Annotated in this window: 26 protein-coding genes; 15 read left to right on the top strand and 11 right to left on the bottom strand. The window is 61.1% G+C overall.

Translation table 11 applies throughout. From position 1 onward, the window contains the following. The first annotated feature begins 193 nt into the window (after positions 1–193). Both FFM53_RS01605 and FFM53_RS01600 read left to right on the top strand, forming a co-directional pair. Positions 194–703, top strand: coding sequence for a single-stranded DNA-binding protein (locus tag FFM53_RS01605; protein ID WP_138389200.1), 510 nt, complete (start codon positions 194–196; stop codon positions 701–703). A 146-nt stretch (positions 704–849) separates the two neighbouring features. Next, the gene (locus FFM53_RS01600; RefSeq protein ID WP_138389199.1) at positions 850–1,395 is read left to right on the top strand and encodes a hypothetical protein; all 546 of its coding nucleotides are present in this window, start codon (positions 850–852) and stop codon (positions 1,393–1,395) included. Positions 1,396–1,417: 22 nt separating this feature from the next. Here FFM53_RS01600 and FFM53_RS01595 read toward each other — a convergent pair whose 3' ends face one another. Further along, the gene (locus tag FFM53_RS01595) at positions 1,418–2,065 is read right to left on the bottom strand and encodes a MarC family protein (protein WP_029875185.1); all 648 of its coding nucleotides are present in this window, start codon (positions 2,063–2,065) and stop codon (positions 1,418–1,420) included. 236 nt (positions 2,066–2,301) lie between these two features. Here FFM53_RS01595 and gyrA point away from each other — a divergent pair, with 236 nt between their 5' ends. Then, positions 2,302–5,139, top strand: a complete 2,838-nt coding sequence (gene gyrA, locus FFM53_RS01590; RefSeq protein ID WP_138389198.1) for a DNA gyrase subunit A — start codon at positions 2,302–2,304, stop codon at positions 5,137–5,139. A gap of 162 nt (positions 5,140–5,301) precedes the next feature. Here the strand turns inward: gyrA and FFM53_RS36795 are convergent, their stop codons facing one another. The 3 genes from FFM53_RS36795 to FFM53_RS01580 form a co-directional block, all read right to left on the bottom strand. Then, on the bottom strand, positions 5,302–5,436 hold the full coding sequence (locus tag FFM53_RS36795) for a hypothetical protein (RefSeq protein WP_018445350.1): 135 nt from the start codon (positions 5,434–5,436) through the stop codon (positions 5,302–5,304). Between the two features lie 36 nt (positions 5,437–5,472). Continuing rightward, positions 5,473–5,628, bottom strand: coding sequence for a hypothetical protein (locus FFM53_RS01585; RefSeq protein WP_003539654.1), 156 nt, complete (start codon positions 5,626–5,628; stop codon positions 5,473–5,475). Between the two features lie 122 nt (positions 5,629–5,750). Then, a complete protein-coding gene (locus tag FFM53_RS01580; RefSeq protein ID WP_138389197.1) occupies positions 5,751–6,038 on the bottom strand; it encodes a hypothetical protein in 288 nt (95 codons plus the stop codon). Between the two features lie 135 nt (positions 6,039–6,173). Between FFM53_RS01580 and coaD the strand changes: the two genes are divergently transcribed. The 5 genes from coaD (at position 6,174) to tgt (ending at position 10,108) form a co-directional block, all read left to right on the top strand. Then, positions 6,174–6,668 (top strand): pantetheine-phosphate adenylyltransferase, encoded by a 495-nt coding sequence (coaD, locus tag FFM53_RS01575; RefSeq protein WP_138389196.1) that lies wholly within the window; start codon positions 6,174–6,176, stop codon positions 6,666–6,668. A gap of 42 nt (positions 6,669–6,710) precedes the next feature. Continuing rightward, complete coding sequence (locus FFM53_RS01570; RefSeq protein WP_138389195.1) at positions 6,711–7,283, top strand: peptidylprolyl isomerase; 573 nt, start codon at positions 6,711–6,713, stop codon at positions 7,281–7,283. A 28-nt stretch (positions 7,284–7,311) separates the two neighbouring features. Then, the gene (locus FFM53_RS01565) at positions 7,312–7,821 is read left to right on the top strand and encodes a peptidylprolyl isomerase (protein WP_003539661.1); all 510 of its coding nucleotides are present in this window, start codon (positions 7,312–7,314) and stop codon (positions 7,819–7,821) included. Between the two features lie 74 nt (positions 7,822–7,895). After that, a complete protein-coding gene (queA, locus tag FFM53_RS01560) occupies positions 7,896–8,981 on the top strand; it encodes a tRNA preQ1(34) S-adenosylmethionine ribosyltransferase-isomerase QueA (protein ID WP_138389194.1) in 1,086 nt (361 codons plus the stop codon). Then, positions 8,978–10,108: a tRNA guanosine(34) transglycosylase Tgt gene (gene tgt / locus FFM53_RS01555; RefSeq protein WP_138389193.1), complete on the top strand. Its 1,131-nt coding sequence runs from the start codon at positions 8,978–8,980 to the stop codon at positions 10,106–10,108. The genes queA and tgt overlap by 4 nt, the downstream gene beginning before the upstream one ends. Before the next feature lie 31 nt (positions 10,109–10,139). On the opposite strand, the gene FFM53_RS01550 is transcribed toward tgt, so the two are convergent. The 5 genes from FFM53_RS01550 to FFM53_RS01530 form a co-directional block, all read right to left on the bottom strand. Further along, on the bottom strand, positions 10,140–10,568 hold the full coding sequence (locus tag FFM53_RS01550; RefSeq protein WP_138389192.1) for a DUF4864 domain-containing protein: 429 nt from the start codon (positions 10,566–10,568) through the stop codon (positions 10,140–10,142). An 80-nt stretch (positions 10,569–10,648) separates the two neighbouring features. Beyond that, positions 10,649–11,914: a beta-ketoacyl-ACP synthase II gene (gene fabF, locus FFM53_RS01545; protein ID WP_138389191.1), complete on the bottom strand. Its 1,266-nt coding sequence runs from the start codon at positions 11,912–11,914 to the stop codon at positions 10,649–10,651. Between the two features lie 13 nt (positions 11,915–11,927). Next, positions 11,928–12,434 (bottom strand): winged helix-turn-helix transcriptional regulator, encoded by a 507-nt coding sequence (locus FFM53_RS01540; RefSeq protein WP_138389190.1) that lies wholly within the window; start codon positions 12,432–12,434, stop codon positions 11,928–11,930. A gap of 47 nt (positions 12,435–12,481) precedes the next feature. Beyond that, on the bottom strand, positions 12,482–12,781 hold the full coding sequence (locus FFM53_RS01535; protein ID WP_138329474.1) for a hypothetical protein: 300 nt from the start codon (positions 12,779–12,781) through the stop codon (positions 12,482–12,484). Positions 12,782–12,910: 129 nt separating this feature from the next. Beyond that, the gene (locus tag FFM53_RS01530; RefSeq protein ID WP_138389189.1) at positions 12,911–14,773 is read right to left on the bottom strand and encodes a calcium-binding protein; all 1,863 of its coding nucleotides are present in this window, start codon (positions 14,771–14,773) and stop codon (positions 12,911–12,913) included. Between the two features lie 261 nt (positions 14,774–15,034). On the opposite strand from FFM53_RS01530, the gene FFM53_RS01525 reads away from it, so the two are divergent. Continuing rightward, a complete protein-coding gene (locus tag FFM53_RS01525) occupies positions 15,035–17,407 on the top strand; it encodes an alpha-amylase family glycosyl hydrolase (RefSeq protein WP_138389188.1) in 2,373 nt (790 codons plus the stop codon). A gap of 19 nt (positions 17,408–17,426) precedes the next feature. Here the strand turns inward: FFM53_RS01525 and FFM53_RS01520 are convergent, their stop codons facing one another. Beyond that, on the bottom strand, positions 17,427–17,615 hold the full coding sequence (locus tag FFM53_RS01520) for a hypothetical protein (protein ID WP_138329471.1): 189 nt from the start codon (positions 17,613–17,615) through the stop codon (positions 17,427–17,429). Between the two features lie 147 nt (positions 17,616–17,762). After that, a complete protein-coding gene (locus FFM53_RS01515; RefSeq protein ID WP_173883525.1) occupies positions 17,763–18,065 on the bottom strand; it encodes a hypothetical protein in 303 nt (100 codons plus the stop codon). 157 nt (positions 18,066–18,222) lie between these two features. On the opposite strand from FFM53_RS01515, the gene FFM53_RS01510 reads away from it, so the two are divergent. The 6 genes from FFM53_RS01510 to FFM53_RS01485 all read left to right on the top strand — a co-directional run bounded on the left by FFM53_RS01510 (position 18,223) and on the right by FFM53_RS01485 (position 23,879). Beyond that, positions 18,223–18,618 (top strand): hypothetical protein, encoded by a 396-nt coding sequence (locus tag FFM53_RS01510; protein ID WP_138389186.1) that lies wholly within the window; start codon positions 18,223–18,225, stop codon positions 18,616–18,618. A 208-nt stretch (positions 18,619–18,826) separates the two neighbouring features. Then, complete coding sequence (locus FFM53_RS01505; RefSeq protein ID WP_138389185.1) at positions 18,827–19,657, top strand: metallophosphoesterase family protein; 831 nt, start codon at positions 18,827–18,829, stop codon at positions 19,655–19,657. Next, entirely contained in the window at positions 19,654–20,838 is a 1,185-nt protein-coding gene (locus tag FFM53_RS01500; RefSeq protein WP_138389184.1) for an ABC transporter ATP-binding protein, read from the top strand. Before FFM53_RS01505 ends, FFM53_RS01500 begins: the two co-directional genes overlap by 4 nt. Further along, on the top strand, positions 20,831–21,754 hold the full coding sequence (locus FFM53_RS01495) for a carbohydrate ABC transporter permease (protein WP_138389183.1): 924 nt from the start codon (positions 20,831–20,833) through the stop codon (positions 21,752–21,754). The genes FFM53_RS01500 and FFM53_RS01495 overlap by 8 nt, the downstream gene beginning before the upstream one ends. Beyond that, positions 21,751–22,587, top strand: a complete 837-nt coding sequence (locus FFM53_RS01490; RefSeq protein WP_129420921.1) for a carbohydrate ABC transporter permease — start codon at positions 21,751–21,753, stop codon at positions 22,585–22,587. The genes FFM53_RS01495 and FFM53_RS01490 overlap by 4 nt, the downstream gene beginning before the upstream one ends. 26 nt (positions 22,588–22,613) lie before the next feature. Continuing rightward, positions 22,614–23,879 (top strand): ABC transporter substrate-binding protein, encoded by a 1,266-nt coding sequence (locus FFM53_RS01485; protein ID WP_138389182.1) that lies wholly within the window; start codon positions 22,614–22,616, stop codon positions 23,877–23,879. Positions 23,880–23,895: the final 16 nt, after the last annotated feature.

Genomic DNA, 23,895 nt, shown 5'->3' with positions numbered 1-23,895 from the left:
TCGATTCTGTTGACAGGATCATACGGATAAACTAGAACAAATAAAGAACAAAATTCCTGATGAATGCATGCGGCTTTCTGATGGATAAACATGTGGATTAAATGCCGCCCATGCGCATCGGCGGTCCGTGATGGTTTAAGGTGCGCCGATCGATTAAACGCCGCCGGGCAGGGCGGCAGGCAGGGTGAGAAGTATGGCTGGTAGTGTGAATAAGGTAATTCTGATTGGAAACGTCGGTGCGGACCCCGAAATCCGTCGCACTCAGGATGGCCGGCCGATCGCCAATCTTCGTATCGCGACCTCGGAGACCTGGCGCGACCGCAATTCCGGCGAGCGCCGTGAGAAGACCGAATGGCACACCGTCGTCGTCTTCAACGAGGGCCTCTGCAAGGTCGTCGAACAATATGTGAAGAAGGGCGCCAAGCTCTATATTGAAGGCCAGCTGCAGACCCGCAAGTGGCAGGACCAGCAGGGCCAGGACCGCTACAGCACGGAAGTGGTGCTGCAGGGTTTCGGTTCGACGCTGACGATGCTCGACGGTCGCGGTGAAGGCGGGGGTGCGAGCGGCGGCCGTGGCAGTGCCGGTGGCGGCAACGATTATGGCGATGACTACGGTGCTCCGGCTCCCGCTTCATCGCCGAGCCGCGGCGGTGGCAGCGGCGGCAACTTCTCGCGGGATCTCGACGACGATATCCCGTTCTGATCGGTAGCCTTTCCGGGCTTTGTGAAAGACGTGAGAGAGCATGATGCCTTGGATGGCGTCATGCTCTTTTTCTTTGATTTCGCGGCAGATGCTTCAGACCACATCCGCCTGAATGATTTCGCACCATTTTGGGGAGTTATTTCGGAATGAGCTGCCACATCTTTAAGAAAGATTCCGGTACGCGCCTCCGACTTTGGTTGGACGAGGCACCGCCGTCGATGGATTCAACGCGATGCCATCTGTGGGAGAGCAAAGTTTTCGTCAGCGGAGAAGGGATTCCTCATCGGAAAAGTGTGGCTGCGGAAATAGCTCGGCCGGTTGGAGGCATGACGGTATATGGTTTGCTGTCAGTCACCCTGGATCAGTCCATTAAAACGCAATATCTGCAGGTGAATGTCCCGATTGAACGTACCAAGGGAGAGAGTTGGTCCCTATCACTTGCTCCAAGTCACCACAAAGTGCTTACCGGATTTGCCGCGGAGTACATGCCGGGGCTGTTCAAGGGGATAGAGGATCTTGGTGAGGCTGCATTGCCCAGTTTTGGAATTCTCTCCTTTGATCGCATGGCGCATTCGGACATAGGTTCGTCGATAGATATTTTTCGCGAGTTGACGAGAGCTATCGTGCGCGCTTTGACTATGGAGCAGGTTCCTGAAACGCCGGATGAGGCGTTCGCACTTCTCGCAGTTTAGATTGAAAGGCGCTCGAGGTTTTTCAGTGCGGCGTCGCGCTGATGAGGTTGAACGCCGACTTAGCCCCGTCGACGACGAATTGTGCGGCAAGCGCTGCGAGGATGACGCCGAGGAGCCGCGTCAGGATGGCCCGGCCGGTGACGCCGAGGAAACGGTCCAGCCTTTCGGCGATGAGCAGCATGAGGAAGGTCAGCAGCAGATTGGCGGCAATGACGCCGATCAGCTGCGCTTTCCCGATCGAGGTGGCCAGCGTGCCGGCCAGCAGGATCGTCGCCGAGATCGCACCCGGGCCGGCAATCAGCGGCAAGGCGAGGGGGAAGACGGCGATATTCTCGATGTGATCCTTGGTGATCGCCGCCTCGGTCGCCTTCTCCTTGCGCTCCTGCCGTCTCTCGAACACCATCTCGAAGGCGATCCAGAACAGCAGCAGCCCGCCGGCGATGCGGAAGGCGCCGATCGAAATCCCGAGCACGCCGAGCACGCCGGCGCCAAACAGCGCGAAGACGGCGAGGATGATGAAAGCGATAACCGAGCCGCGTAGCGCCACCTGCTTGCGCTCGGTTCGGCTCATGCCTGTCGTCAACCCCAGAAAGATCGGCGCAAGCCCCGGTGGATCGATGGTGACGAGCAGCGTCGTGAAGGCGTTGATCAATTGGTCGGCGCTTGCCATCGGCTCTCCGGAACCCCATATGGGTGCGTGGTTTTTATGATTGTGAAGCGGGGATTTCGATTTGGCAAATATCCCGCGGCGGCTCGCGGCGGATTTGTCCGGTCCGGCCGCGCAACTTGCATGTTTTACCCTCTTTAAGCCGCAAAAGCCTGTTCAAAACGCGCTGTGAAATTGGCGCGGCAACAGGCTTTCCGCTATAAATCTTCAAGTGATTCTAGAAGAGATCGTGATCTGTTTTGACTGAGCAAACACCCCCCGGCGGCGGGAAGCTCCCGCCAGGCATCGAGCCCATCTCCATCATGGAGGAAATGCAGCGGTCGTATCTCGATTACGCCATGAGCGTCATCGTCAGCCGCGCGCTGCCCGACGTGCGCGACGGCCTGAAGCCCGTGCACCGGCGCATCCTCTACGGCATGTCCGAGCTCGGCATCGACTGGAACAAGAAATACGTCAAATGCGCCCGCGTCACCGGTGACGTGATGGGTAAATTCCATCCGCACGGCAATTCCGCGATCTATGATGCGCTCGCCCGCATGGCGCAACCATGGTCGCTGCGGCTGCCGCTGATCGATGGTCAGGGCAATTTCGGCTCGGTCGATGGTGATCCGCCGGCGGCCGAACGTTACACCGAATGCCGCCTCGAAAAGGCTGCCCACTCGTTGCTCGACGATCTCGACAAGGAAACCGTCGATTTCCGCGACAACTACGACGGCACGCTCTCCGAGCCGGTCGTGGTGCCCGCCAAATTCCCGAACCTGCTTGTTAACGGCGCCGGCGGCATTGCCGTCGGCATGGCGACCAACATCCCGCCGCACAATCTCTCCGAAGTCATCGACGGCTGCATCGCGCTGATCGACGACCCGGCCATCGAGCTGCCGGAACTGATCCAGATCATTCCCGGCCCCGATTTCCCGACGGGTGCGAAGATCCTTGGCCGTGCCGGCATCCGCTCTGCCTATGAGACCGGTCGCGGCTCCGTCATCATGCGCGGCGTCGCTGCCATCGAGCCGATGCGCGGTGACCGCGAGCAGATCATCATTACCGAGATTCCCTACCAGGTGAACAAGGCGACGATGATCGAGAAGATGGCCGAGCTGGTGCGCGACAAGCGCATCGAAGGCATCTCCGACCTGCGCGACGAATCCGACCGCCAGGGGTATCGCGTCGTCGTCGAGCTGAAGCGCGATGCCAACGCCGAGGTCATCCTGAACCAGCTTTATCGCTATACGCCGCTGCAGACCTCCTTCGGCTGCAACATGGTGGCGCTGAACGGCGGCAAGCCTGAACAGCTGACCTTGCTCGACATGCTGCGCGCTTTCGTCTCCTTCCGCGAGGAAGTCGTTAGCCGGAGAACGAAATTCCTGCTGCGCAAGGCGCGTGACCGTGCCCATGTGTTGGTCGGTCTCGCCATTGCCGTCGCCAATATCGACGAAGTCATTCGCGTCATCCGCCAGGCGCCCGATCCGCAGTCGGCCCGCGAAGAACTGATGACCCGCCGCTGGCCGGCGGAAGATGTCGAAAGCCTGATCCGTCTGATCGACGATCCGCGCCATCGCATCAATGACGACCTCACCTACAATCTCTCCGAAGAGCAGGCCCGCGCCATCCTCGAACTGCGCCTTGCCCGCCTGACGGCGCTTGGCCGCGACGAAATCGGCGACGAACTCAACAAGATCGGCGAGGAAATCAAGGATTATCTCGATATTCTTTCCTCGCGCGTCCGCATCCAGACCATCGTCAAGGACGAACTTCTCGCCGTCCGCGACCAGTTCGGCACGCCGCGCCGCACCGAGATCATCGATGGCGGCCTCGAAATGGACGATGAGGATCTGATCGCCCGCGAAGACATGGTCGTCACCGTCTCGCATCTCGGTTATATCAAGCGCGTACCGCTCACCACCTACCGCGCCCAGCGGCGCGGTGGCAAAGGTCGCTCCGGCATGACCACCCGCGACGAAGATTTCGTTAGCCGGCTATTCGTCGTCAATACCCATACGCCGGTGCTGTTCTTCTCCTCGCGTGGCATCGTCTACAAGGAGAAGGTCTGGCGCCTGCCGATCGGCACGCCGACCTCGCGCGGCAAGGCGCTGATCAATATGCTGCCGCTCGCACCGGGCGAGCGCATCACCACCATCCTGCCATTGCCCGAGGACGAGACGAGCTGGGACAATCTCGACGTTATGTTCTCGACGACGCGCGGCACGGTTCGCCGCAACAAGCTGTCTGACTTCGTCCAGGTCAACCGCAACGGCAAGATCGCCATGAAGCTCGAGGAGGAGGGCGACGAAATCCTCTCCGTCGAGACCTGCACGGAAGATGACGACGTGCTTTTGACGACGGCGCTCGGCCAGTGCATCCGCTTCTCCGTCGACGATGTCCGCGTCTTTGCCGGCCGCAACTCGATCGGCGTGCGCGGCATCAATCTCGGCGATAGCGACCGCATCATCTCCATGACGATCGTTGGTCATGTCGATGCCGAGCCGTGGGAGCGTGCTGCCTATCTCAAGCGTTCCGCCACCGAACGCCGGGCGACGGGCGTGGATGAAGAGGATATTGCGCTGGTCGGTGAAGAAGTCACCGAGGAGGGACAGCTCTCCGACGAGCGCTATGACGAGTTGAGAGCACGCGAACAATTCGTGCTCACCGTCTCCCAAAAGGGCTTCGGCAAGCGTTCGTCCTCCTATGACTTCCGTATCTCCGGTCGCGGCGGCAAGGGCATCCGCGCCACCGATACGTCGAAAACAGGCGAGATCGGCGAGTTGGTCGCTGCCTTCCCGGTCGATGACGGCGACCAGATCATGCTGGTCTCCGATGGCGGTCAGCTGATCCGCGTGCCGGTCGGCGGCATCCGTATCGCCAGCCGCGCCACCAAGGGCGTCACCATCTTCTCGACGGCCAAGGACGAGAAGGTCGTCTCGGTCGAGCGCATCAGCGAGCCGGAGGAGGATGAGACGGAGGAGGCCGTCGAGGTCGCCGAAGGCGCTCCTGGTGCCGATGAAGGTGCTGCCGACGAAGGTGGCGGTGACGAGGCGCCGGGTGCCGATGGCGATCCGGCCGGGCCTGCCGAGGAATGATCAAATGAATGGGGCGGCTTCGAGCCGCCCTTTTCTTTTCAGATCGAATGATGGTTGAGGACGACACCCAAAGAAAAAGCCGGACGCTGGTGCATCCGGCTTTGAATGGCCCTGGCGACGGAAGGGTGCCGCTCAAGGGTGGGAAGAGGAGAGAAAGGAACGTCAGAATGCTCTATGTTTTTCGTTCAGAGCCTTCACCTCTTCGCCTTCGCGCCGGAGCGCTGAAATCGTCGAGGCCACAGACACGATGAACATCACGCTGATGAGGGCGGTGAGCACTGTCAAGATCGTGAACATAGGCATTCCTTTCCTGGGGAGTTGCGTTCTCGCCCCTCAGTACTGGCCCAGTACGGCCGTCCGGGCCGAAGCATAGGGTCCATAAACCTTGGACGTATCAACCTTCTGATCATAGAGAGCGACAGTTGCGGTCAGCATGCCCGTGACCATTACCATCCAGAGCACGTTAATCATCGTAATCTTGCCGGGCATTTTTAATCCTTCCGCGCCGCTCTATGTATCGGTTGAATGAACGCATCCGTCTGTAAATGGTTCCGCCGGATGTTGATCGGGTGTTTACCAATGCCGATCTGAAGCGACCTTGAATGTCTCGTTCATCTGGCATTCAGATTCGAAGCTCGTTTTTCGCGTAGCCGGCCCTGGGCGCGCACGATCGCCGCATGCTCGGCAAGCTCCGGCCGCACCCAGCTCATCTCGTATCGATCGGCGAAATAGCCATAGGCCATTTCGGCGGCGAGGGAGGAAACGACGGCAAGTGCAACGAGCACGATCAGCATGGACCTGGTCTTTCGGGGAGCGCCGGATGCCGGAATGGCATTGGCTGCTTGGATGATCGGAGTTAAGCAGATCCTGTCTGAAACGGTCTTGAACGGGCCATTCATCCGCCGTTTAACCGCCCGGCGCATAACGTCCTTTACGCGTCTGAAAAGACGCGCGGCGGTCTGGCCGGAGCTGGGCAAATCACTTGCGGGAAGGCGGCATCCGTGACAAAAGGCGTCAAACCAACGGTCGGGCCAATGACGACAGCTTTCTATCCGGGGTCCTTCGACCCGATCACCAATGGGCATGTGGATGTTCTGGTCCAGGCTCTCAACGTCGCCGAAAAGGTGATCGTCGCGATCGGCATCCATCCCGGCAAGGCGCCGCTCTTCTCCTTCGAAGAGAGGGCCGAGTTGATCCGCCGTTCTCTGGCTGAAGCGCTGCCCGGCAAGACCGGTGACATCGCCGTCGTCGCCTTCGACAATCTGGTCGTCGATGCCGCCCGCATCCATGGCGCCACGCTGTTGATCCGCGGTCTACGCGACGGCACCGATCTCGATTACGAAATGCAGATGGCCGGCATGAACCGGACGATGGCGCCCGATATTCAGACCATCTTTTTGCCGGCGGGCACGGCCTCGCGGCCCATTACCGCCACATTGGTCCGCCAGATCGCCGCCATGGGCGGCGATGTCAGCGCTTTCGTGCCGGCCGCCGTCTTGCAAGCCCTCACATCCAAGCGCCCAAACTAGCAAGCGCAAAGACTAGGCGGAACCCGCCGCAATGGAGCTCATATGAAACTCTTTTATCTCGCATTTGCCGGCGTGTTGTATCTCGCCTCCTTCGCGGGGGACGCCTTCGCCCAGTCGGCCGATCATTATCTCACCATCGAGCTGAAGAATGGCCCTGTTGTCATCCAGCTCATGCCTGAGGTGGCGCCGAAGCATGTCGCCCAGATCGAGGCGCTGGCCAAGAAGGGCGAATACGACAACGTCGCGTTCCATCGCGTCATCGATGGCTTCATGGCGCAGACCGGCGACGTCAAATACGGCAACATGGAAAAGGGCTTCGATGCGAGCCTCGCCGGCACCGGCTCCTCGGATATGCCTGACATCCCGGCTGAATTCTCCAAGACCCCGTTCGTGCGCGGTACGGTCGGCATGGCCCGCTCGCAGGATCCGAATTCCGCCAATTCGCAGTTCTTCATCATGTTCGCCGAAGGCTCCTTCTTGAACGGCCAGTACACCGTCGTCGGCAAGGTCGTCTCCGGCATGGAGAACATCGACAAGATCAAGAAGGGCGAAGGCCAGAACGGCGAAGTCAAAAGTCCCGACCGGATGATCAAGGTCACCCTGGGCAAGAAGTAAGTTACGAGAGAAACAAGAGGAGAAGACAATGGCCGAGATCAAGGATCCCGAAAACACCGTCATTCTGGAAACCACCAAGGGCAAGGTTGTTATTCAGCTTTTGCCGCAGGTCGCCCCGGAGCATGTCGCCCGCATCAAGGAACTCGCTCGCGAGAAGGCCTATGACGGCGTCGTTTTCCACCGCGTCATCCAGGACTTCATGGCCCAGACGGGCGATGTCGAATTCGGCAAGAAGGGCTCGGAAACCTTCAATCCCAGCCGCGCCGGCATGGGCGGCTCCTCGAAGCCGGATCTGAAGGCCGAATTCTCGGCGACCACGCATACGCGCGGCACCTGCTCGATGGCCCGTTCGCAGAACCCGAACTCGGCCAATTCGCAGTTCTTCATCTGCTTCACCGACGCGCCCTGGCTGAACAAGCAGTATTCGGTCTGGGGCCAGGTCATCGAAGGCATGGACAACGTCGACAAGATCAAGCGCGGCGAGCCGGTTTCCGATCCGGACTCGATCGTCTCCATGCGGGTTGCCGCCGACGTCTGATTATGATTTCTGCTGAAACCCGCCCTTGCGCATAGCTGCGTGGGGCGGGTTTCGCTTTGCCTGAAAGTGCCCTGATGCGCGTAGACCTTTTCGATTTCGATCTGCCCGACGAACGCATAGCGTTGCGGCCCGCCGAGCCGCGTGACAGCGCGCGCCTGCTCGTCATCGATCCGAATGCGGAAAACAGCCTGTCGGATCACCGCGTCGGCGATCTCACATCCTTCTTGCGGGCTGGCGACGCACTGGTCTTCAACGATACCAAGGTCATTCCCGCCCAGCTCGAGGGCATCCGCCATCGCGACGGCGCCGGCGGCCAACAGGTGTCTGCCACGCTGCACATGCGCACCGGCCCCAGCCGCTGGAAGGCCTTCGCCAAGCCCGGCAAGCGCATCAAGCAGGGCGATCGCATCGGCTTCGGCCATTCCGGCGAAAGCTGTTTCCTCGGTTCGCTCGATGCCACCGTCGAGGAAAAGGGCGAGGCCGGCGAGGTGACGCTGCTGTTTGATCTCTCGGGCCCGGCGCTCGACGAGGCGATCGCCGCCGTCGGCCATATCCCGCTGCCGCCCTATATCGCCGCCAAGCGCCCTGACGACGAGCGCGACCGCGCCGATTACCAGACGATCTACGCTCGCGAGGAGGGCGCCGTTGCCGCCCCCACCGCCGGCCTGCATTTCACACCTGCGCTGTTCGAAGCGCTCGACAAGGCCGGCATCGAACGCCATTTCGTCACGCTGCATGTCGGCGCCGGCACCTTCCTGCCGGTCAAGGCCGACGATACTGCCGATCACAAGATGCATCTGGAAAGCGGCTATGTCAGCGCCGAGATCGCCGCCCGGCTGAATGCCGTGCGGGAAAGAGGCGGGCGCGTCGTCTGTGTCGGCACGACCTCGTTGCGGCTCATCGAGAGTGCCGCCGAGGAAAGCGGAGAGATCATGCCCTGGGCCGGCGCTACCGGCATCTTCATCACGCCCGGTTACCGCTTCAAGGCGGTCGACATGCTGATGACCAATTTCCACCTGCCGCGCTCGACGCTGTTCATGCTGGTCTCGGCCTTCGCCGGCTTCGAGACCATGCACGCGGCTTATAAACACGCCATTTCGACGGGCTACCGCTTCTACTCTTACGGCGACGCGAGCCTTCTTTTCCGGAAAGACAGATGACAGATAACTTCCAATTCACCCTTGACAAGACCGACGCCGGCGCACGCCTTGGCCAAATCTCCATGCCGCGCGGCGAGATCCGCACGCCGGCCTTCATGCCGGTCGGCACCGTCGGTACGGTCAAGGCGATGTATCTCGACCAGGTGCGCGAGACCGGCGCCGACATCATCCTCGGCAATACCTATCACTTGATGCTGCGCCCGACGGCCGAGCGCGTCGCCCGGCTCGGCGGCTTGCATAAGCTCATTCGCTGGGAACATCCGATCCTGACGGACTCGGGCGGCTTCCAGGTCATGTCGCTGTCCGGCCTGCGCAAGCTCGACGAGCAGGGCGTCACCTTCAAGTCGCATGTCGATGGCAGCCTGCACCATATGTCGCCGGAGCGCTCCATCGAAATCCAGGGGCTGCTCGGCTCCGACATCCAGATGCAGCTCGACGAATGCGTGGCGCTGCCGGCTGAGCCGAAGGAGATCGAGCGCGCCATGGAAATGTCGCTGCGCTGGGCCGAGCGCTGCAGGGTCGCCTTCGGCGGGCAGCCCGGCAAGGCGATGTTTGGCATCGTCCAGGGCGGCGATATCCCGGCGCTACGCATCCGCTCGGCCGAGGCGCTGAGCCAGCTCGACCTCAAGGGTTATGCCATCGGCGGCCTTGCCGTCGGCGAGCCGCAGGACGTCATGTTGCAGATGCTGGAAACGACGCTGCCGGTCCTTCCTCTGGAAAAGCCGCGTTACCTCATGGGTGTCGGCACGCCTGATGATATTCTGAAATCGGTCGCCCGGGGCATCGACATGTTCGACTGCGTCATGCCGACCCGTTCCGGCCGCCACGGTCTCGCCTTCACTCGCCGCGGCAAGGTCAATATCCGCAATGCCCGCCATGCCGAGGATATGCGCCCGCTCGACGAACAGTCGAACTGCCCGGCCTCGCGTGATTATTCGCGCGCCTATCTGCATCATCTCGTCCGCGCCAACGAAGCGCTCGGCGGCATGCTGCTCTCCTGGCACAATCTCGCCTATTACCAGGAGCTCATGCAGGGCATCCGCAAGGCGATCGCCGAAGGCCGCTTCGCCGATTTCATGGCGGAAACGCAGGAGGAATGGGCGAGGGGCGATCTCGAACCGGTTTAAGCCAATCAGACGAAGTTTGATCAGATCGGGATCAAATGCCCTTGCTGTCTGCGTCCGGCATGATCTGCACGCCGTTGATCCTGTAGCTGCCGTCCGGTTGACGCATGATCTGGTAGATCGCTGTCCAGTCCTTGCCGTCCCGGCCTGAAATCAGCACCTCGTGATAGATCAGCGCGCCGTCGTCGATCGAGCGGCTGCGCCCGAAGGCGTAGTTGCCAGGATGATAGACCGGCTCGTAGCTCTTCTTCACCATGGCGAAGAAGAGGTTCTTGTCGGGATACATCGCCTTGATGCCGGGGGCGGCGAAGGAATAGGCGGTCTCGGCATCGTCCTTGAGAAAGGCGTTGATCTGGTCCTCGATCATCGTCCGCGTCGTGTCGATCGGATCTTCGGCGCGGGCCGAGACAGGGGAGAGGAAGGACGCGGCACACAGAATAAGAACTGCGAAGAAGGCGCGCATGGGGTATCTCCGGCTCTATCGGGGAAGGATCGCCGATAGAGCAGAAGTGTAGGCGATTTTCAGCGCAAGGAAAGTGGACTTTACGACCAGCGGCGGAACAGGGCGCTGGCATTCACCCCGCCGAAGCCGAAACCGTTGGTAATGGCGTAGTCCATCGCCAGCGTCCGCGCCGTCTTGCCGACGATATCGATGCCGTCGGCGGCTGGATCGACCTCATCGAGGTTGCGGGTCGGCGGTGCAATCTGGTCGCGCAGCGCAAGGATGGTGAAGATCGCCTCCAGCCCGCCGGCGGCGCCAAGCAGGTGGCCGGTCGCCGATTTCGTCGCGCTGACGGCAATACCGCCATTGCGGCCGAAGACCGTGCCGATCGCCGCGATCTCGCCTCTGTCACCGACCGGTGTCGAGGTCGCATGCGCGTTGAGATGCCTGACCTCCGAAGCCGGGATCTTCGCCTGCCTGAGTGCTGCCTCCATCGCCCGGCGGGCGCCGTTGCCGTCTTCGGGGCCTGATGTCATGTGGTAGGCGTCCGCAGCCGTGCCATAGCCGACGAGTTCGGCGAGCGGCGTGGCGCCGCGGGCAAGCGCATGCTCCAGTGTCTCGATCATCAGGACACCTGCACCTTCGCCCATGACAAAACCGTCGCGGGCCGTGTCGAAGGGCCGTGACGCAAGTTCCGGCGTCTCGTTGAAACCGGTAGAAAGCGCACGCGCAGCGGCAAAGCCGCCGAGGCTCACCTTGTCGATGCAGGCCTCGGCGCCGCCGCAGATCGCCACATCCGCTTCGCCGGAGCGGATCAGCCGCGCCGCATCGCCGATTGCCTGGACGCTGGCGGCACAGGCCGTCACCGGAGCCCCGAGCGGCCCCTTGAAGCCATAACGGATGCTGACCTGGCCGGCGGCGAGGTTGACGAGGAAGGAGGGCACGGTGAAAGGCGACAGCCGCCGCACACCACGCGTTTCGCCGATCCGCACCGCTTCGGCGATCGCCGGAAAGCCGCCGACGCCCGACGCGATGATCGTTGCCGTGCGCTCGCGCTCGCCTTCGTCGGTCGGCATCCAGCCGGCCTGCCTCACCGCTTCCTCCGTCGCTGCAATGGCGAAGTGGATGAAACGGTCCATCTTCTTCTGGTCCTTCGGCGGGATGCAACGGTCGGGATCGAAACCAGCCTCAGCATCTTCCGCGATACCAGGAACGATGCCACCGACCTTGGCCGAGAGCTCGCCGACAATATCCTCCGCCAGCACCCGCAGCCCCGAACCGCCATCGAGAAGACGCTTCCAGGTGGGCTCGACGCCGGTGCCGAGTGGCGAGACAAGTCCCATACCGGTGACAACGATGCGATCCATTCTTTTGTCCTTTCTATGCGTCGATGCCGAGATAGCAGGCGCGCATGCGGGCGATCCGCTGGTGCACCTCGTCATCGGCGGCTGGACCTGCAAGCAGGCTGGTGTTTTCAGGTGTCACTTCTTCGCCGGTCCGCGCATCGACCAGCATCGTCTGGCGCTCTTTACCGGAAGCGTTATCGCCCAAGAGAAAGGCGAGGTCCTCTTCGGGAATGTGCCGGCTTCCCCAGGAAAACAGCGTCATCAGAACAGGAAAGAAGTCACGGCCCTTGTCCGTCAGCCGATATTCGTAGCGGGCAGGGCGCTGATGGTAGAGACGCCGTTCGAACAGCCCCTTTTCCGTCAGATGTTTCAGCCGCCGCGTCAGGATGTTCGGCGCCACGCCGAGGCTTTTCTGGAATTCGTCGAAGCGTGAAAGCCCCTGGAAGGCATCGCGCAGGATCAGCATGCTCCACCAGTCGCCGACGCTGTCGAGCGCGCGCGCCGCCGGGCATTTGAAATCGCTGAAACTCGTTCGCTGCATGGCTGATGTCACTACAGCAGTGACTATCATCATGCAAGTTAGTTATCTCAAACGTCACCCTCGAAAATACGGGCAAGCAGGATGCCGGCAACGAGCATGCCCGCTGCCACGAAGATCGTGTCACCCGGCGTGCCGATATAGAGCGGCCCGATATTGGCAAAGAGCAGGAAGGCGATGAGGAAATTCGCCCAGCCCCACACGACATTCGCCGTCGGTGAGCCGAGCTTTGCCCCTTGCGCGAAGGGGATGCGGAAGCGCCGGCCGCTGACCCCGGCGACGAAATGCGGGATGCCGTTGGTCAGAAATGCCGCGGCGATGAAATGGACGATATAGGCGATCCAGGGCAAAGGCTTCTCCGTTGCGGCACGAGTGGCGTCAACGGAGAATGTGGCCGGGATTTAGGCTCCGGCAAGAGGGGGGATGCGACCGCCCGTGACGCTGCAGGCCGGCCCCCGCAATGAGACGAGCCGACCGGCTCAGACAAGCAGGAGATCTTTGAAGTGAAGTGCGGCGGAATTGTCGAGATCGGCGACATGGATTGCCCCGCCTGCTGGGCTTCCATCCGCATCATAGGATAAAATGCCGCTGGCCTGATCGTAGATCAGCTTGTCATCAGCCTCGAGCGCCTTCGTTCCCAGAACGAAATTCTCGGCCGAAAAGCTCGATGGCTTGAGCCCGGTGAAGACAGCGTCGTCGAACACCAGCTTATCGCCTGCGGCTGAAGAGAAATCGACGATCTTGTCAACGCTGGTATTGCTGGGCTTCACATCGAAGACGAAGGAATCGCCTCCGCCTCCGCCCGTGAGAACGTCAGCACCGGTCTTGCCGATCAGCTTGTCATTGCCAAGCCCGCCGATCAATCGGTCGTTCCCTTTCCCGCCGTTGAGAAAATTGTTTCCGTCGTTGCCCGTGAGAATGTTGGCCGTATTGTTGCCTGTCGCGCTGAGATTGGCCGTCCCGGTCAAGGTGAGGTTTTCGATCATTCCGACCGTATGCTTCTGATCGGCCAGGCTGAAGCTGATCGAAGCCTTTACGGTATCCGTTCCGCCGCCCCGGCTTTCGTCGACGATCTGGTTCGCATTGGTCACGGTGAAGGTGTCGTTGCCGGCGCCGCCATAGAGATGGTTGGTGGCCGGCGGCGTGCTGGCGCCGCTGCCTGCTACCTCGATGATCAAGGGATGATCGGTGACATCGAGCGTCAGCGACGACACGTTGCTGAGGCTTTTGATCGCCGTCGTTCCGGTCACGGGGTCGAAGACCTTAACGGAGCCGAACGAGGCCCCGAGATTGACTTTGACGGCTGTTGTCGCGGCCTGAATGGCTGTGTCGGAGGACTGGTTCCAGATATCTGGCTCGTTCCAGACGATGATCTGGTAGCTTCCGTCCGATTTTTCCGTCAACAGGCTGCGGGCCGACGACGGCAGACCGTCGATCGAATAATTGAGTGTTCCCGCGCTGAAGCTCGCCTTCGTTGCGCCGTCGTCTTCAAGGATGGCGGTCAGATTGTGGATCGCCGTTGCAGCCGGTTTGGCTGAATAGTCGAGATGAAAGAGACCGAAATGCCGCTCCTGGTTGGTGCCCTGCGGATCGGAATAGGCGTCCAGCAGCTCGTAGATGAATGTCTTTTTCGATCCGAGGGCCGCACCGTCCATCAGCGTATTGAGCAGGAGCTTTGCCTGCGTCGCTTCGCTGACGCCTTCCCAACCGCCATTGGTGTCGGCGGTGAGCGAGGTGTGGTAACCGGTTTCGGTGATCGCCAGTGGCTTGCCCGGATCGGCAGCGCGCTGAACGCCGGATTCTCGGGAAAGCCACGAGAATGGCTGGTCGCCATCCTTCGCATAGGTGTGGATCGTCGTGTAGTCGGAGGCCGAAGCGACCGTATATCCGGTAAAGCCGAGGACTGGGATATTCTTCAGCAAGGGATCGGCGTTGACCGCGGCAGACAGGTCCTTCTGATAGGCGACTGCTGCTGCCTGGCCGCTCAGCCCATGATAGCTGACCGGCCAGTTATTGACTTCGTTCGGACCTTCGATGCCGACGACCGATCCGGGATGGGCTTGCACGAAGGCATGCAGCCGCTGGGCGACAGTGGCGGGGTCGACTTCGCGCTGGGCGCTGAAAACGAATTGCACGCCGGCTTCCGCGGCATCGCCGAGATGCGTTTGGCCGTTGGGATCGGAGGCGGAGTTGGGGGCGTGATCGCGAACGGTATCAAGGCCAAGATAGTCGAGAGCCTTAACAACTTCTCCGACATTGGAATATTTTCCGTCGGTGTAGTCGATATGCGTGTCAATTCCAAAGGAACGAATAATATCGTTTATTCTAACGGCTTGAGCCAAAGTTTTTCTCCCAGTTTATGAGGGAATTGGCGATGGGAATTTATTCTTCACATTTCTGATGCCAATTCGATTTAATACACGAGGAGGGCCGTGCAGTGCTGCCCGTTAACCATGATAAATTGTCCTGAATGTGGCCCGCGCCGGATCGGTCTTAATACCGAATCTGTGCTTGCATTTTTGCATCCAGCCGGCCGACCATGACCCAGTGAAACAGACGCATAGGCAGAATCTGGCGAAGTCCAACATGGCCCGGAGGATCCGATGACCGTTAATGTTCAGTTCCGGTTTCGCAGCGGCTTGCCGTCGACGGCGTTCGACAATGTCCGTCTCCGCGGCAGTTGGGACGAGCAGGGCCGACCCTCGAGCGATTGGACGTCTCACCCAATGCAGCGCTCTCGCGACGAGGATGGTTATGATGTCTTCGTCGCCAGGGTTTCTTTTCCCGATGCCGAGATCGGCACGCATTTTCGCTGGGGGGTCGAGTTGGATCGGCCCGGCATTCCAGGCCTTTGGGCGATCGCCGCCGAATTGGACGACGAGGCCTCGACGCGCCGCGAACGCGCCTTCGATCTCCAGCAGGGGATAGCGCCGCAGACCTATTATCTGACATGGATCGGCCGTCTGGGGGCAAGCCGGGTTGAGAGGCGCAACGGTGCTGACGGCATCCGCTTTTCGGTCTGGGCGCCGAACGCCAGGGCCGTTTCGCTCGTGCTTGCCGATCCCGCCATCGGTTACATCGCCGATGACGGCACCGGAACGGTGGCAACCATCGGGATGCGAAAGACCGTTGATGGATTCTGGAGCGTTGAAACCGGCGAGGACCACGGCCTTTCCGATTTCGACAGCATGGTCGGCACGCCCTATATGTACCGCATCACCAGGGACGATGGGTCGCTCGCCTACCGCACGGATATCTGGTCCCTCATGCAGATCGGCGCCGGAGACTTCGATCCCGACGGAGCCGCCTACCACGGATCGCCGGCGGCATTGGACGGACCGCAGAGCTGCTCGGTCGTCTGCGATCCGAAGCGGGTCGTTCTTCCATCCGGGCAGGAGCTTGCCGCCGAGACGTTCTGGGCTGACGAATTCGTTGGCGGCCAAGCACTTCCGGAGCGGTTCGAGGATCTGGTGATCTACGAATTGCACGTCGGCGCACTCGGTTTCGGCAAGGCCGCGCCCGGCACGCTTGACGATGCCATCGCCTTCATCGAGCATCTGTCGGCACTCGGCGTCAACGCAGTGGAACTGCTGCCGATTGCGGAATTCGAAACGCGGGCCAACTGGGGTTACGGCACGTCGCATTTCTTTGCCGCCGACCAGGGGGCTGGCGGCACCGACCGGCTGAAGATGTTCGTCAAGATCTGCCACCAGCGTGGCATCGCCGTCATCCTTGATGTTTGTTACAATCACTTCGATCCGGACGGCGAGCGGGCGCAATGGGCCTATGATTCCAACGATCACACCCGCAATATCTATTATTGGTATGAGGGAACTCCCGGCGATTACGCCGATCCGACAGGCGGCTACATCGACAACATCTCCACGGGATGGGCGCCCCGCTTCGATGAGGAAGCCGTGCGCCAGCTTTTTATCTCCAGCGCGGCATTTCTCGTCTCCGTCTGCCATATCGATGGTTTCCGCCTCGATCAGACAAGTTCGATCCACCAATATCCGGTCCGGCATGCCGATGGCCGGCGCGCCGATCGGGCCGCTGCCTTCGGGGCCAAGTTTCTGAAGCAGTGGACCCGCACGATGCGGCTGATCAAACCGCAGCTTTTCCTGACGGCCGAGGATTATTCGGACTGGTCGGCGATGACCGAGCCGAGCCTGACCGGCGACGGGCTCGGCTTCGATGCGACCTGGTACGGCGATTTTCATCACAACCTCGTCGAATATCACGGCGGCGCTCAGGCGCAGCTGTTGAAGAATGCCGGTTTCGGGGACAAGCGGGCGCTGACCATGTCGTCTCTTGCCGGCGCGCTGCAAACGAGCGCGCGATCCAAGGTGGTCTACAACCAGTCGCATGACGATTGCGGCAATCGCGAGGGATCGGCGCGAACCGCTGTTATCGCCGTCAATTTCGCGCCGATCATCGGCGAGACCAGGGCATGGGCGGAGGCGAGATCCAGGTTCGCGGCGGCGATGACGCTGCTATCGCCGGGGACGCCGATGTTTTTCATGGGCGAGGAAATCGGCGCCCAGAAGCCCTATCGCTACAATGATTTCCTCGACAACCGCGAGAATATTCTCGGCGAAGCTGATGGTAGCGGGGCAGGGATGCTCAGCTGTTATCGCGATCTGATCGCGCTCAGCGTCCATCAGGATGCCATTCGCTCCCGCAACATCGACATTCCCCTGGTTCACGACGAAAATCGGGTGATCGCGTTTCATCGATGGAACGACGGCGAGGATTTCCTCGTCGTGGGGTCGCTGAACGACGCTTCCTTCGAACACGGCTATCGGCTGCACAGCGAACGGCTGGGAGACGATCTCTGGGAGGAGATCTTCAACACCGATGCTGACACATATGGCGGCTGGAACGTCGGCAATGGCGGCGGAAGAATCAGAGCCACGGCGGGAGTGCTCAATGCCGTGCTGCCGGCATCAGGCGTTCTGGTCTTTCGCAGGCTGTGACGCGCCACGCCCGGGACGGTCAGACAAACCCGAGCGGCAGATTTTCCACTTTCCTGTCATTGGCGTAGTCGCGCTCATGCGGCGAGCGACGGCGGCCGTCGCGGCGAGCGGAAAGATCGATCCGGTTTTCGGCGAAGATCCCATCGGGCCAGGTGCCGGTGTCATGACAATCAGCGTCGATCTTGGGGGCAAGGATTTTCAGGATCATCAGGGTTCCTCCACGGCGCACCATCAACACTCGGAAAGGCCGTCTAGTTCCGTTTATAAACCCCGAATTATTAATAAATTAACCATAAGGTTTAAGAGCAAGGAGCGTCGCCGCACCTCCATGCCGTCACTCGCGAAAGGGTGACATTTAATGGATGACTGATGACGAGGACATCGACGCCAGCATCCCCTCGGTTGCCCGGATCAGCCGCGCCGTGCGCGCCATCACCTCGGTTCCGGCCTCCGTCTCGGCAATCGCGGTTGCCAGACCGTCCAGTCCGTCCGCCACCTGGATCAATTTCGGCAGCATATCGGCCCGTCCGACTGCCTCAGTCGATCTGGCGAGCTTACGCAGCGCCTCCGAATAGCTCGATATCAAAGCGAGTTTCTGATCTGTGGGAATAGTGGAGAATGAGCGTTTCTCGGAAGGCGACAGCGGCAATTTCGGCATGGATGCGACCTGTTGAACTGCGTGTGAACTCGCATAGGCGTTTTTTGTTCCGAGCTGGCCCATTGCTCGATGACCCGTCTGCTTCAGTGGAAATGGCGTCGCCGTGGAACTCCGGGACCTAGAAGGCCGTTGAGGTGCATCAACATAGGAGGTTTCCATGCAGCTGATCGATACTCGGGTCACACAGGCCGGCGACATCTTTACCGTCGAATTCCTGGGCGAGGGAGGAGAGTCGATTTCCGTCAAAATCGACAACTCCCATGGCGAACTCGATGATACGACGGCGGTCGACCGCGCCAAGGTCATGATGGTTCAGCTGACCGCCTTTGCCGGCGGGGAAGCAGACGGCAGCATCAACCGTTACGATGCCTTGAGCAACGGCAATTTCGACGAAGGCAGCAAGGGCTTGATCGGCCAGCCGAGTGCGCGCTCGGCCGGCGACAGGCAAACGTTGGAAGAGGAACTCGATGAAGGCCTCGAGGACAGCTTTCCTGCAAGCGACCCAGTCTCGGCAACGGTATCGTCCATTCCCGCCAACGCACCACGGCACTGATTGCAACGCAATTGCGTATTCTTAATTCCAAATACAGGTGAAGGCTGTCCCGGTTCCGGCAGGCGGTCTTCACCAGCATGACAGATTGATGTCAGAACTGAGAAACAGCTGAAAACTTCAGCTGTGTGATTGACATGGGAGCCTTCTAGAGAGGGCACGAGAAGGGAGCGCCGGTGAGGCGCTGCCGAGGTCTCGGAGACGCGCCTCCATGAAAATCATTCAGATCACCGACACCCATTTCAGCCCCGATAAGCCGCATTTCAACGGCAACTGGGCGCCGCTTCTGAGCTGGATCGAAGAGACCGGCGCGGACCTGATCGTCCATACCGGCGATCTCACCGTCGATGGCGCCGACAAGGACGCGGATATCACCTTCTCGATGGACCTGATGCGTCAGGTGTCGATCCCGATGCTGATCGTCCCCGGCAATCACGATGTCGGTCATCTCAAAGGATCGGACCAGCCCGTCAATGCCGAGCGGCTATCTCGCTGGCGCAGCCTTGCCGGCGACGACCGCTGGCTGGAGGATTCGGCTGGCTGGCGCTTCATCGGGTTGAACTCATTGCTTCTCGGCCGTGAGGATGACGAAGAGGAGGCGCAGTTCGAATGGCTCGATCAGTCGCTGTCCGGCAGGGCAGGGCGGCGCGTAGCGTTGTTCGCGCACAAGCCGCTGTTCGTCGATGCACCCGACGAAGGCGATACCGGATATTGGAGCGTTCGCCCGGCTCAGCGTCGGCGGCTCTATGATCTGATTGCTGCCCATGACGTGGCGCTGTTTGCGAGCGGCCATCTCCACTGGGCCTGGCAGGGGCGCTTTGACAACACCCAGCTGATATGGGGTCCCTCGGCCGCCTTCATCATCGACAAGATGGAGCGCGAGATGCCGGGCGAGCGCCTGATCGGCGCGGTCGTCCACGAGTTCGATACGGCAGTCGAAAGCACGATCGTCGCCGTTCCCGGCATGACCGCGCATGTGCTCGACGATGTCGTGCATGAAGTCTACCCCCAGGCGGTCAAACAGCGGGAACCCGTCGAATGAGCGCGCTCTCGCTTCGCGGCATCACCAAGGCTTTCGGCGGCAACCAGATCCTTGATGGCGTCAGCCTGGATGTCGCCGCCGGCGAATTCATCGCGCTGGTCGGCCCTTCCGGCTGCGGCAAGAGCACGCTGTTGCGCGTCCTTGCCGGCCTCGACCACGCCGACCAGGGAGAGATCCTGATCGGCGGGCAGGATATGTCCGGCGTTGCGGCCGCCGATCGCAACATCGCCATGGTCTTTCAGTCCTACGCGCTTTATCCGCATCTGACGGCCTCTGAGAACATCGCCGTGCCCTTGGCGATGCGCCGGCTGTCGAGGATGCAGCGGCTGCCCTTCATCGGGTCATTGATGCCGGGCCAGCGCGCCACCCGCAGGGCGATCGCCCGTGACGTCAGGGAAATGGCGACGTCGCTGAAGATCGATCATCTGCTTGACCGCAAGCCCGGCCAGATGTCGGGCGGCCAGCGTCAGCGAGTGGCGCTTGCCCGCGCCATGGTGCGCCAGCCGAGCATCTTCCTGATGGACGAACCGCTCTCCAATCTGGATGCCAATCTACGCGTTCATGCCCGCGGCGAGATCGTCGACCTGCATCGTCGCGCCGGCGTGCCGACGCTTTATGTCACCCACGACCAGGCGGAAGCGCTTTCCATGGCCGACCGTGTCGCCGTGATGATGGGCGGAAAATTGCTGCAGATCGCCAGCCCCGAGGTCATCTACGATGATCCAGCCCATATCGAGGTCGCCCGCTTCATCGGCCAGCCGCGCATCAATCTGCTGCCGGCCTTTGCCGAAGGCGGCGTCATTCTCTGCGGCGGCCTGCGCCTGACGCTTCAAAATACGCACGACGGGAAGATGCCGGTCACGCTCGCCATCCGCCCTGAATTCGTCTTTCTGTCCAAGAACCGGCATGACGGCCTTGCCGCCCGGATCGAACGCGTCGAATTCCTGGGCTCCGAAGTCATCCTCCATTGCCGGCTCGAGGCGATCGGCGAGACTATCGTTGCCAAGGTTCAACCGTCGGAAGCCTCCGGCCTTGTGGCCGGCGATCCGGTCGGGCTGCGGCTTTCGCCCGGCCGCACGCTGATCTTTGCCGAGGACGGCAGCCGGCTGGCCGGCGGTGTTGCAACGGGTGATGCCGGGCTCGCAATAAGCGATGCCCAGCGGGAGAGGGCGCATGGCTAGCGTCGTCTCCATGGGCGTGCCGCACGATGCCGCCGTTGCGCATCGGCGCAGCGAGGCCCGCATCGCCTGGATGCTGGTGATGCCGGCTATGATCCTGCTGTTCCTCTTCGTGCTTTTGCCGGTTGTATCAGTCATCGTGTTCGGCTTCACCGATTTCGAACTCGGCTACGGTAAGTTCCGTTTCGTCGGCTTCGAGAATTACGCGCACCTGATCACCGACCGGACGTTTCGCAAGTCGCTGTGGAATACGACGGTGTACACGGCGCTCGTCGCACCGGTCTCGATCCTTCTCGGCCTCGGCATCGCCATGCTGATCGAGAGTGAGACTAAGGCGCGCAGCTTCTTCCGCACCGCCTATTTTCTGCCGGTCGCTTCGCTGATCGTCGCCATGGCGACCGTCTGGCAATATATGTTCCACCCCACAATCGGCCCGCTCAATGCGCTGCTCGCCCTCGTCGGGCTTCCAGGCCCGAACTGGCTCGGCAGCTCCGGCACGGTGCTCTACAGCCTCTCGATCATCGGCGTCTGGCAATCGGCCGGCTTCAACATGGTGCTGTTCCTCGCCGGGCTGACGGCGATCCCGCGCGAGCTTTACGCGGCAGCCGAGGTGGATGGCGCCAGATCCTCCCTCGACCGTTTTCTGCTCGTCACCTGGCCGATGCTCGGGCCGACGACGCTCTTCGTCATCACCATCAGTATCACCAATTCAGTCAAGGTCTTCGAAACGGTGAAGACTCTGACCGAGGGCGGCCCGAACAAGGCGTCGGAGGTGCTGCTCTTTACGATCTACCAGGAGGGCTTCGTCTACCTGCGCGTCGGTTATGCCTCGGCGATGACGGTGGTTTTCCTCCTGATACTGGTGGTGCTGATGTTCCTGCAGTACCGCATTCTCGACCGCCGGGTGCATTACACATGATGACGAGCGCTTTTTCCCTCGGCAGGATCATCCGTCTCACCTTGCTTTCCTTAGGCGCGATCATCTTCCTGTCGCCCTATGTCTTCATGATCTCGACGGCAGGCAAAGCCCAAAGCGACATCTTCACCTCGTCGCTGTCGTTGATCCCGGCGCACTTCACCTATGCCGAGAATTTCGCCAAGGCCTTGAGCCGAGTGCCGATGGCGCAGCTGTTGTGGAACGGCGTCGTCGTCTGCGGGCTGATCTTCTTCTTCCAGGTACTGGTGGCGATCCCTTGCGCCTATGCCATGGCAAAGCTGCGCTTCGGCGCCGCCCGCGCCATGATGGTGCTTGTCATGCTCGGCCTGCTGGTGCCGATCCACGCGACCGCGCTGCCGCTCTATGTCGCTTTCGACCGCGCCTCGCTGCTCAACAGCTATGCCGCCCTTGTCGCGCCCTTCACCATTTCGGTCTTTGCGATCTTCATGTTCCTGCAGTTCTTCCGCGCCATGCCGGATGATCTCATCCATGCCGCGCGTCTCGACGGCATGTCGGAACTCGGCATTGTCGCCCGCGTCATCGTGCCGAATGCCTGGCCGGCGGTCACCGCCTTCGCCATCTTTTCGGTCGTCGCCCATTGGAACGATCTCTACTGGCCGCTGATTGTCATCAGCAAGCAGGACTACGCTACGCCGCCGCTCGGTCTGATGTATTTCCGCGCCGCCGAGGCCGGCGACGACTACGGCGCGCTGATGGCGGCGACCCTCATCATTACCCTTCCCCTCGTCATCGCCTTCCTGCTTGCGCAGAAGCGCTTCGTCGAGGGCATCACCATGACCGGTCTCAAAGGCTGACCGGTTTCAACCCAGGAGAACGAGCGATGAAACATATCACCCAGCTTCTCGCCGCAGCGGCCGTCTCGATGGCAATCGCGCTTCCCGCGCATGCCGAGACGACGCTGACGGTTCATTACCCGATGCCGGGCTTCTTCAAAGACGTGATGGATACGATCTCGAAGAAGTTCATGGAAGAAAATCCCGATATCAAGATCCAGTTCGCCAGCCCGTCGGCGACCTATGAAGAAGGCATCCAGACGATCCTTCGCCAGGTCGGCACCAGCGCAATGCCCGATATCACCTTCATCGGCCTCAACCGCCTGCGCATGCTCGACGAACGCGACATCGCCGTCGACCTCGGCCCGCTCGTCCAGAAGGACGGCAATATGGCCGAGCAGGGCTTCTCCGACACGATCCTCAAGCTCGCCCAGGTCAAGGGCAAGCAGGTGGGCCTGGCTTTCGCGACTTCCAACCCGATCATGTATTACAACGCCGATCTCGTGAAGGCGGCCGGTGGCGACCCAGAAAATCCGCCGAAGACCTGGGATGAGGTCATCGCGCTCGGCGGCAAGATCAAGGCGCTCGGCGATGGCGTCGACGGCATCGATTTCCGTTGGCAGGGTGATGACTGGATGTTTTCGGCACTGCTCTTCGGGGCCGGCGGCAAGATGCTGAGCGACGACGAAAGCAAGGTCGCCTTCAACGGCCCGGAAGGTCAGAAGGCCGTCGAGGTCCTGCATCGCCTGGTCACCGAGGGCGGCATGCCTGTGTTCACCAAGGCCGCCGGCGAACAGGCTTTCGCAGCCGGCAAGGTCGGTTTCGAATTCCAGACCACAGGCGCGCTGCGCAACACGATCAAGAATGTCGGCAACAAATTCGATCTGCGCACCGCCAAGATCCCATTGATCGATCCGGTGAATGGCCGCCTGCCGACCGGCGGCAACGCCGTCGTCATCCTGACGCATGACGCCGCCAAGCAGGATGCCGCCTGGAAGTTCGCCAAATTCGCCGCCGGCCCTTATGGCGCTTCCGTCGTCGTGCCCGGCACCGGTTATGTCCCGAACAACGAACTCGCCGCAAAGTCGGCCGATTATCTCGGCGATTTCTACAAGCAGAACCCGCTGTTCCAGGCAGGCCTCAGCCAGATGCCGGTGATGATCCCCTGGTATGCCTTCCCAGGCTCGAACGGCGTCAAGGTCACGCAGACGATCGTCGACAATCTCTCGCGCATCGTCGACCAGTCGGCCGAGCCGAAGGAAGCGCTCGATGACGCAGCCGCCGATGTCGAGGGCATGCTGCCGCGCAGCTGATCGGCTTCCCGATTGG

The sequence above is a fragment of the Rhizobium indicum genome, assembly GCF_005862305.2.
In the GTDB taxonomy this organism is placed as follows: Bacteria; Pseudomonadota; Alphaproteobacteria; order Rhizobiales; family Rhizobiaceae; genus Rhizobium; species Rhizobium indicum.
This window is presented reverse-complemented; position numbering and strand designations above follow the sequence as displayed.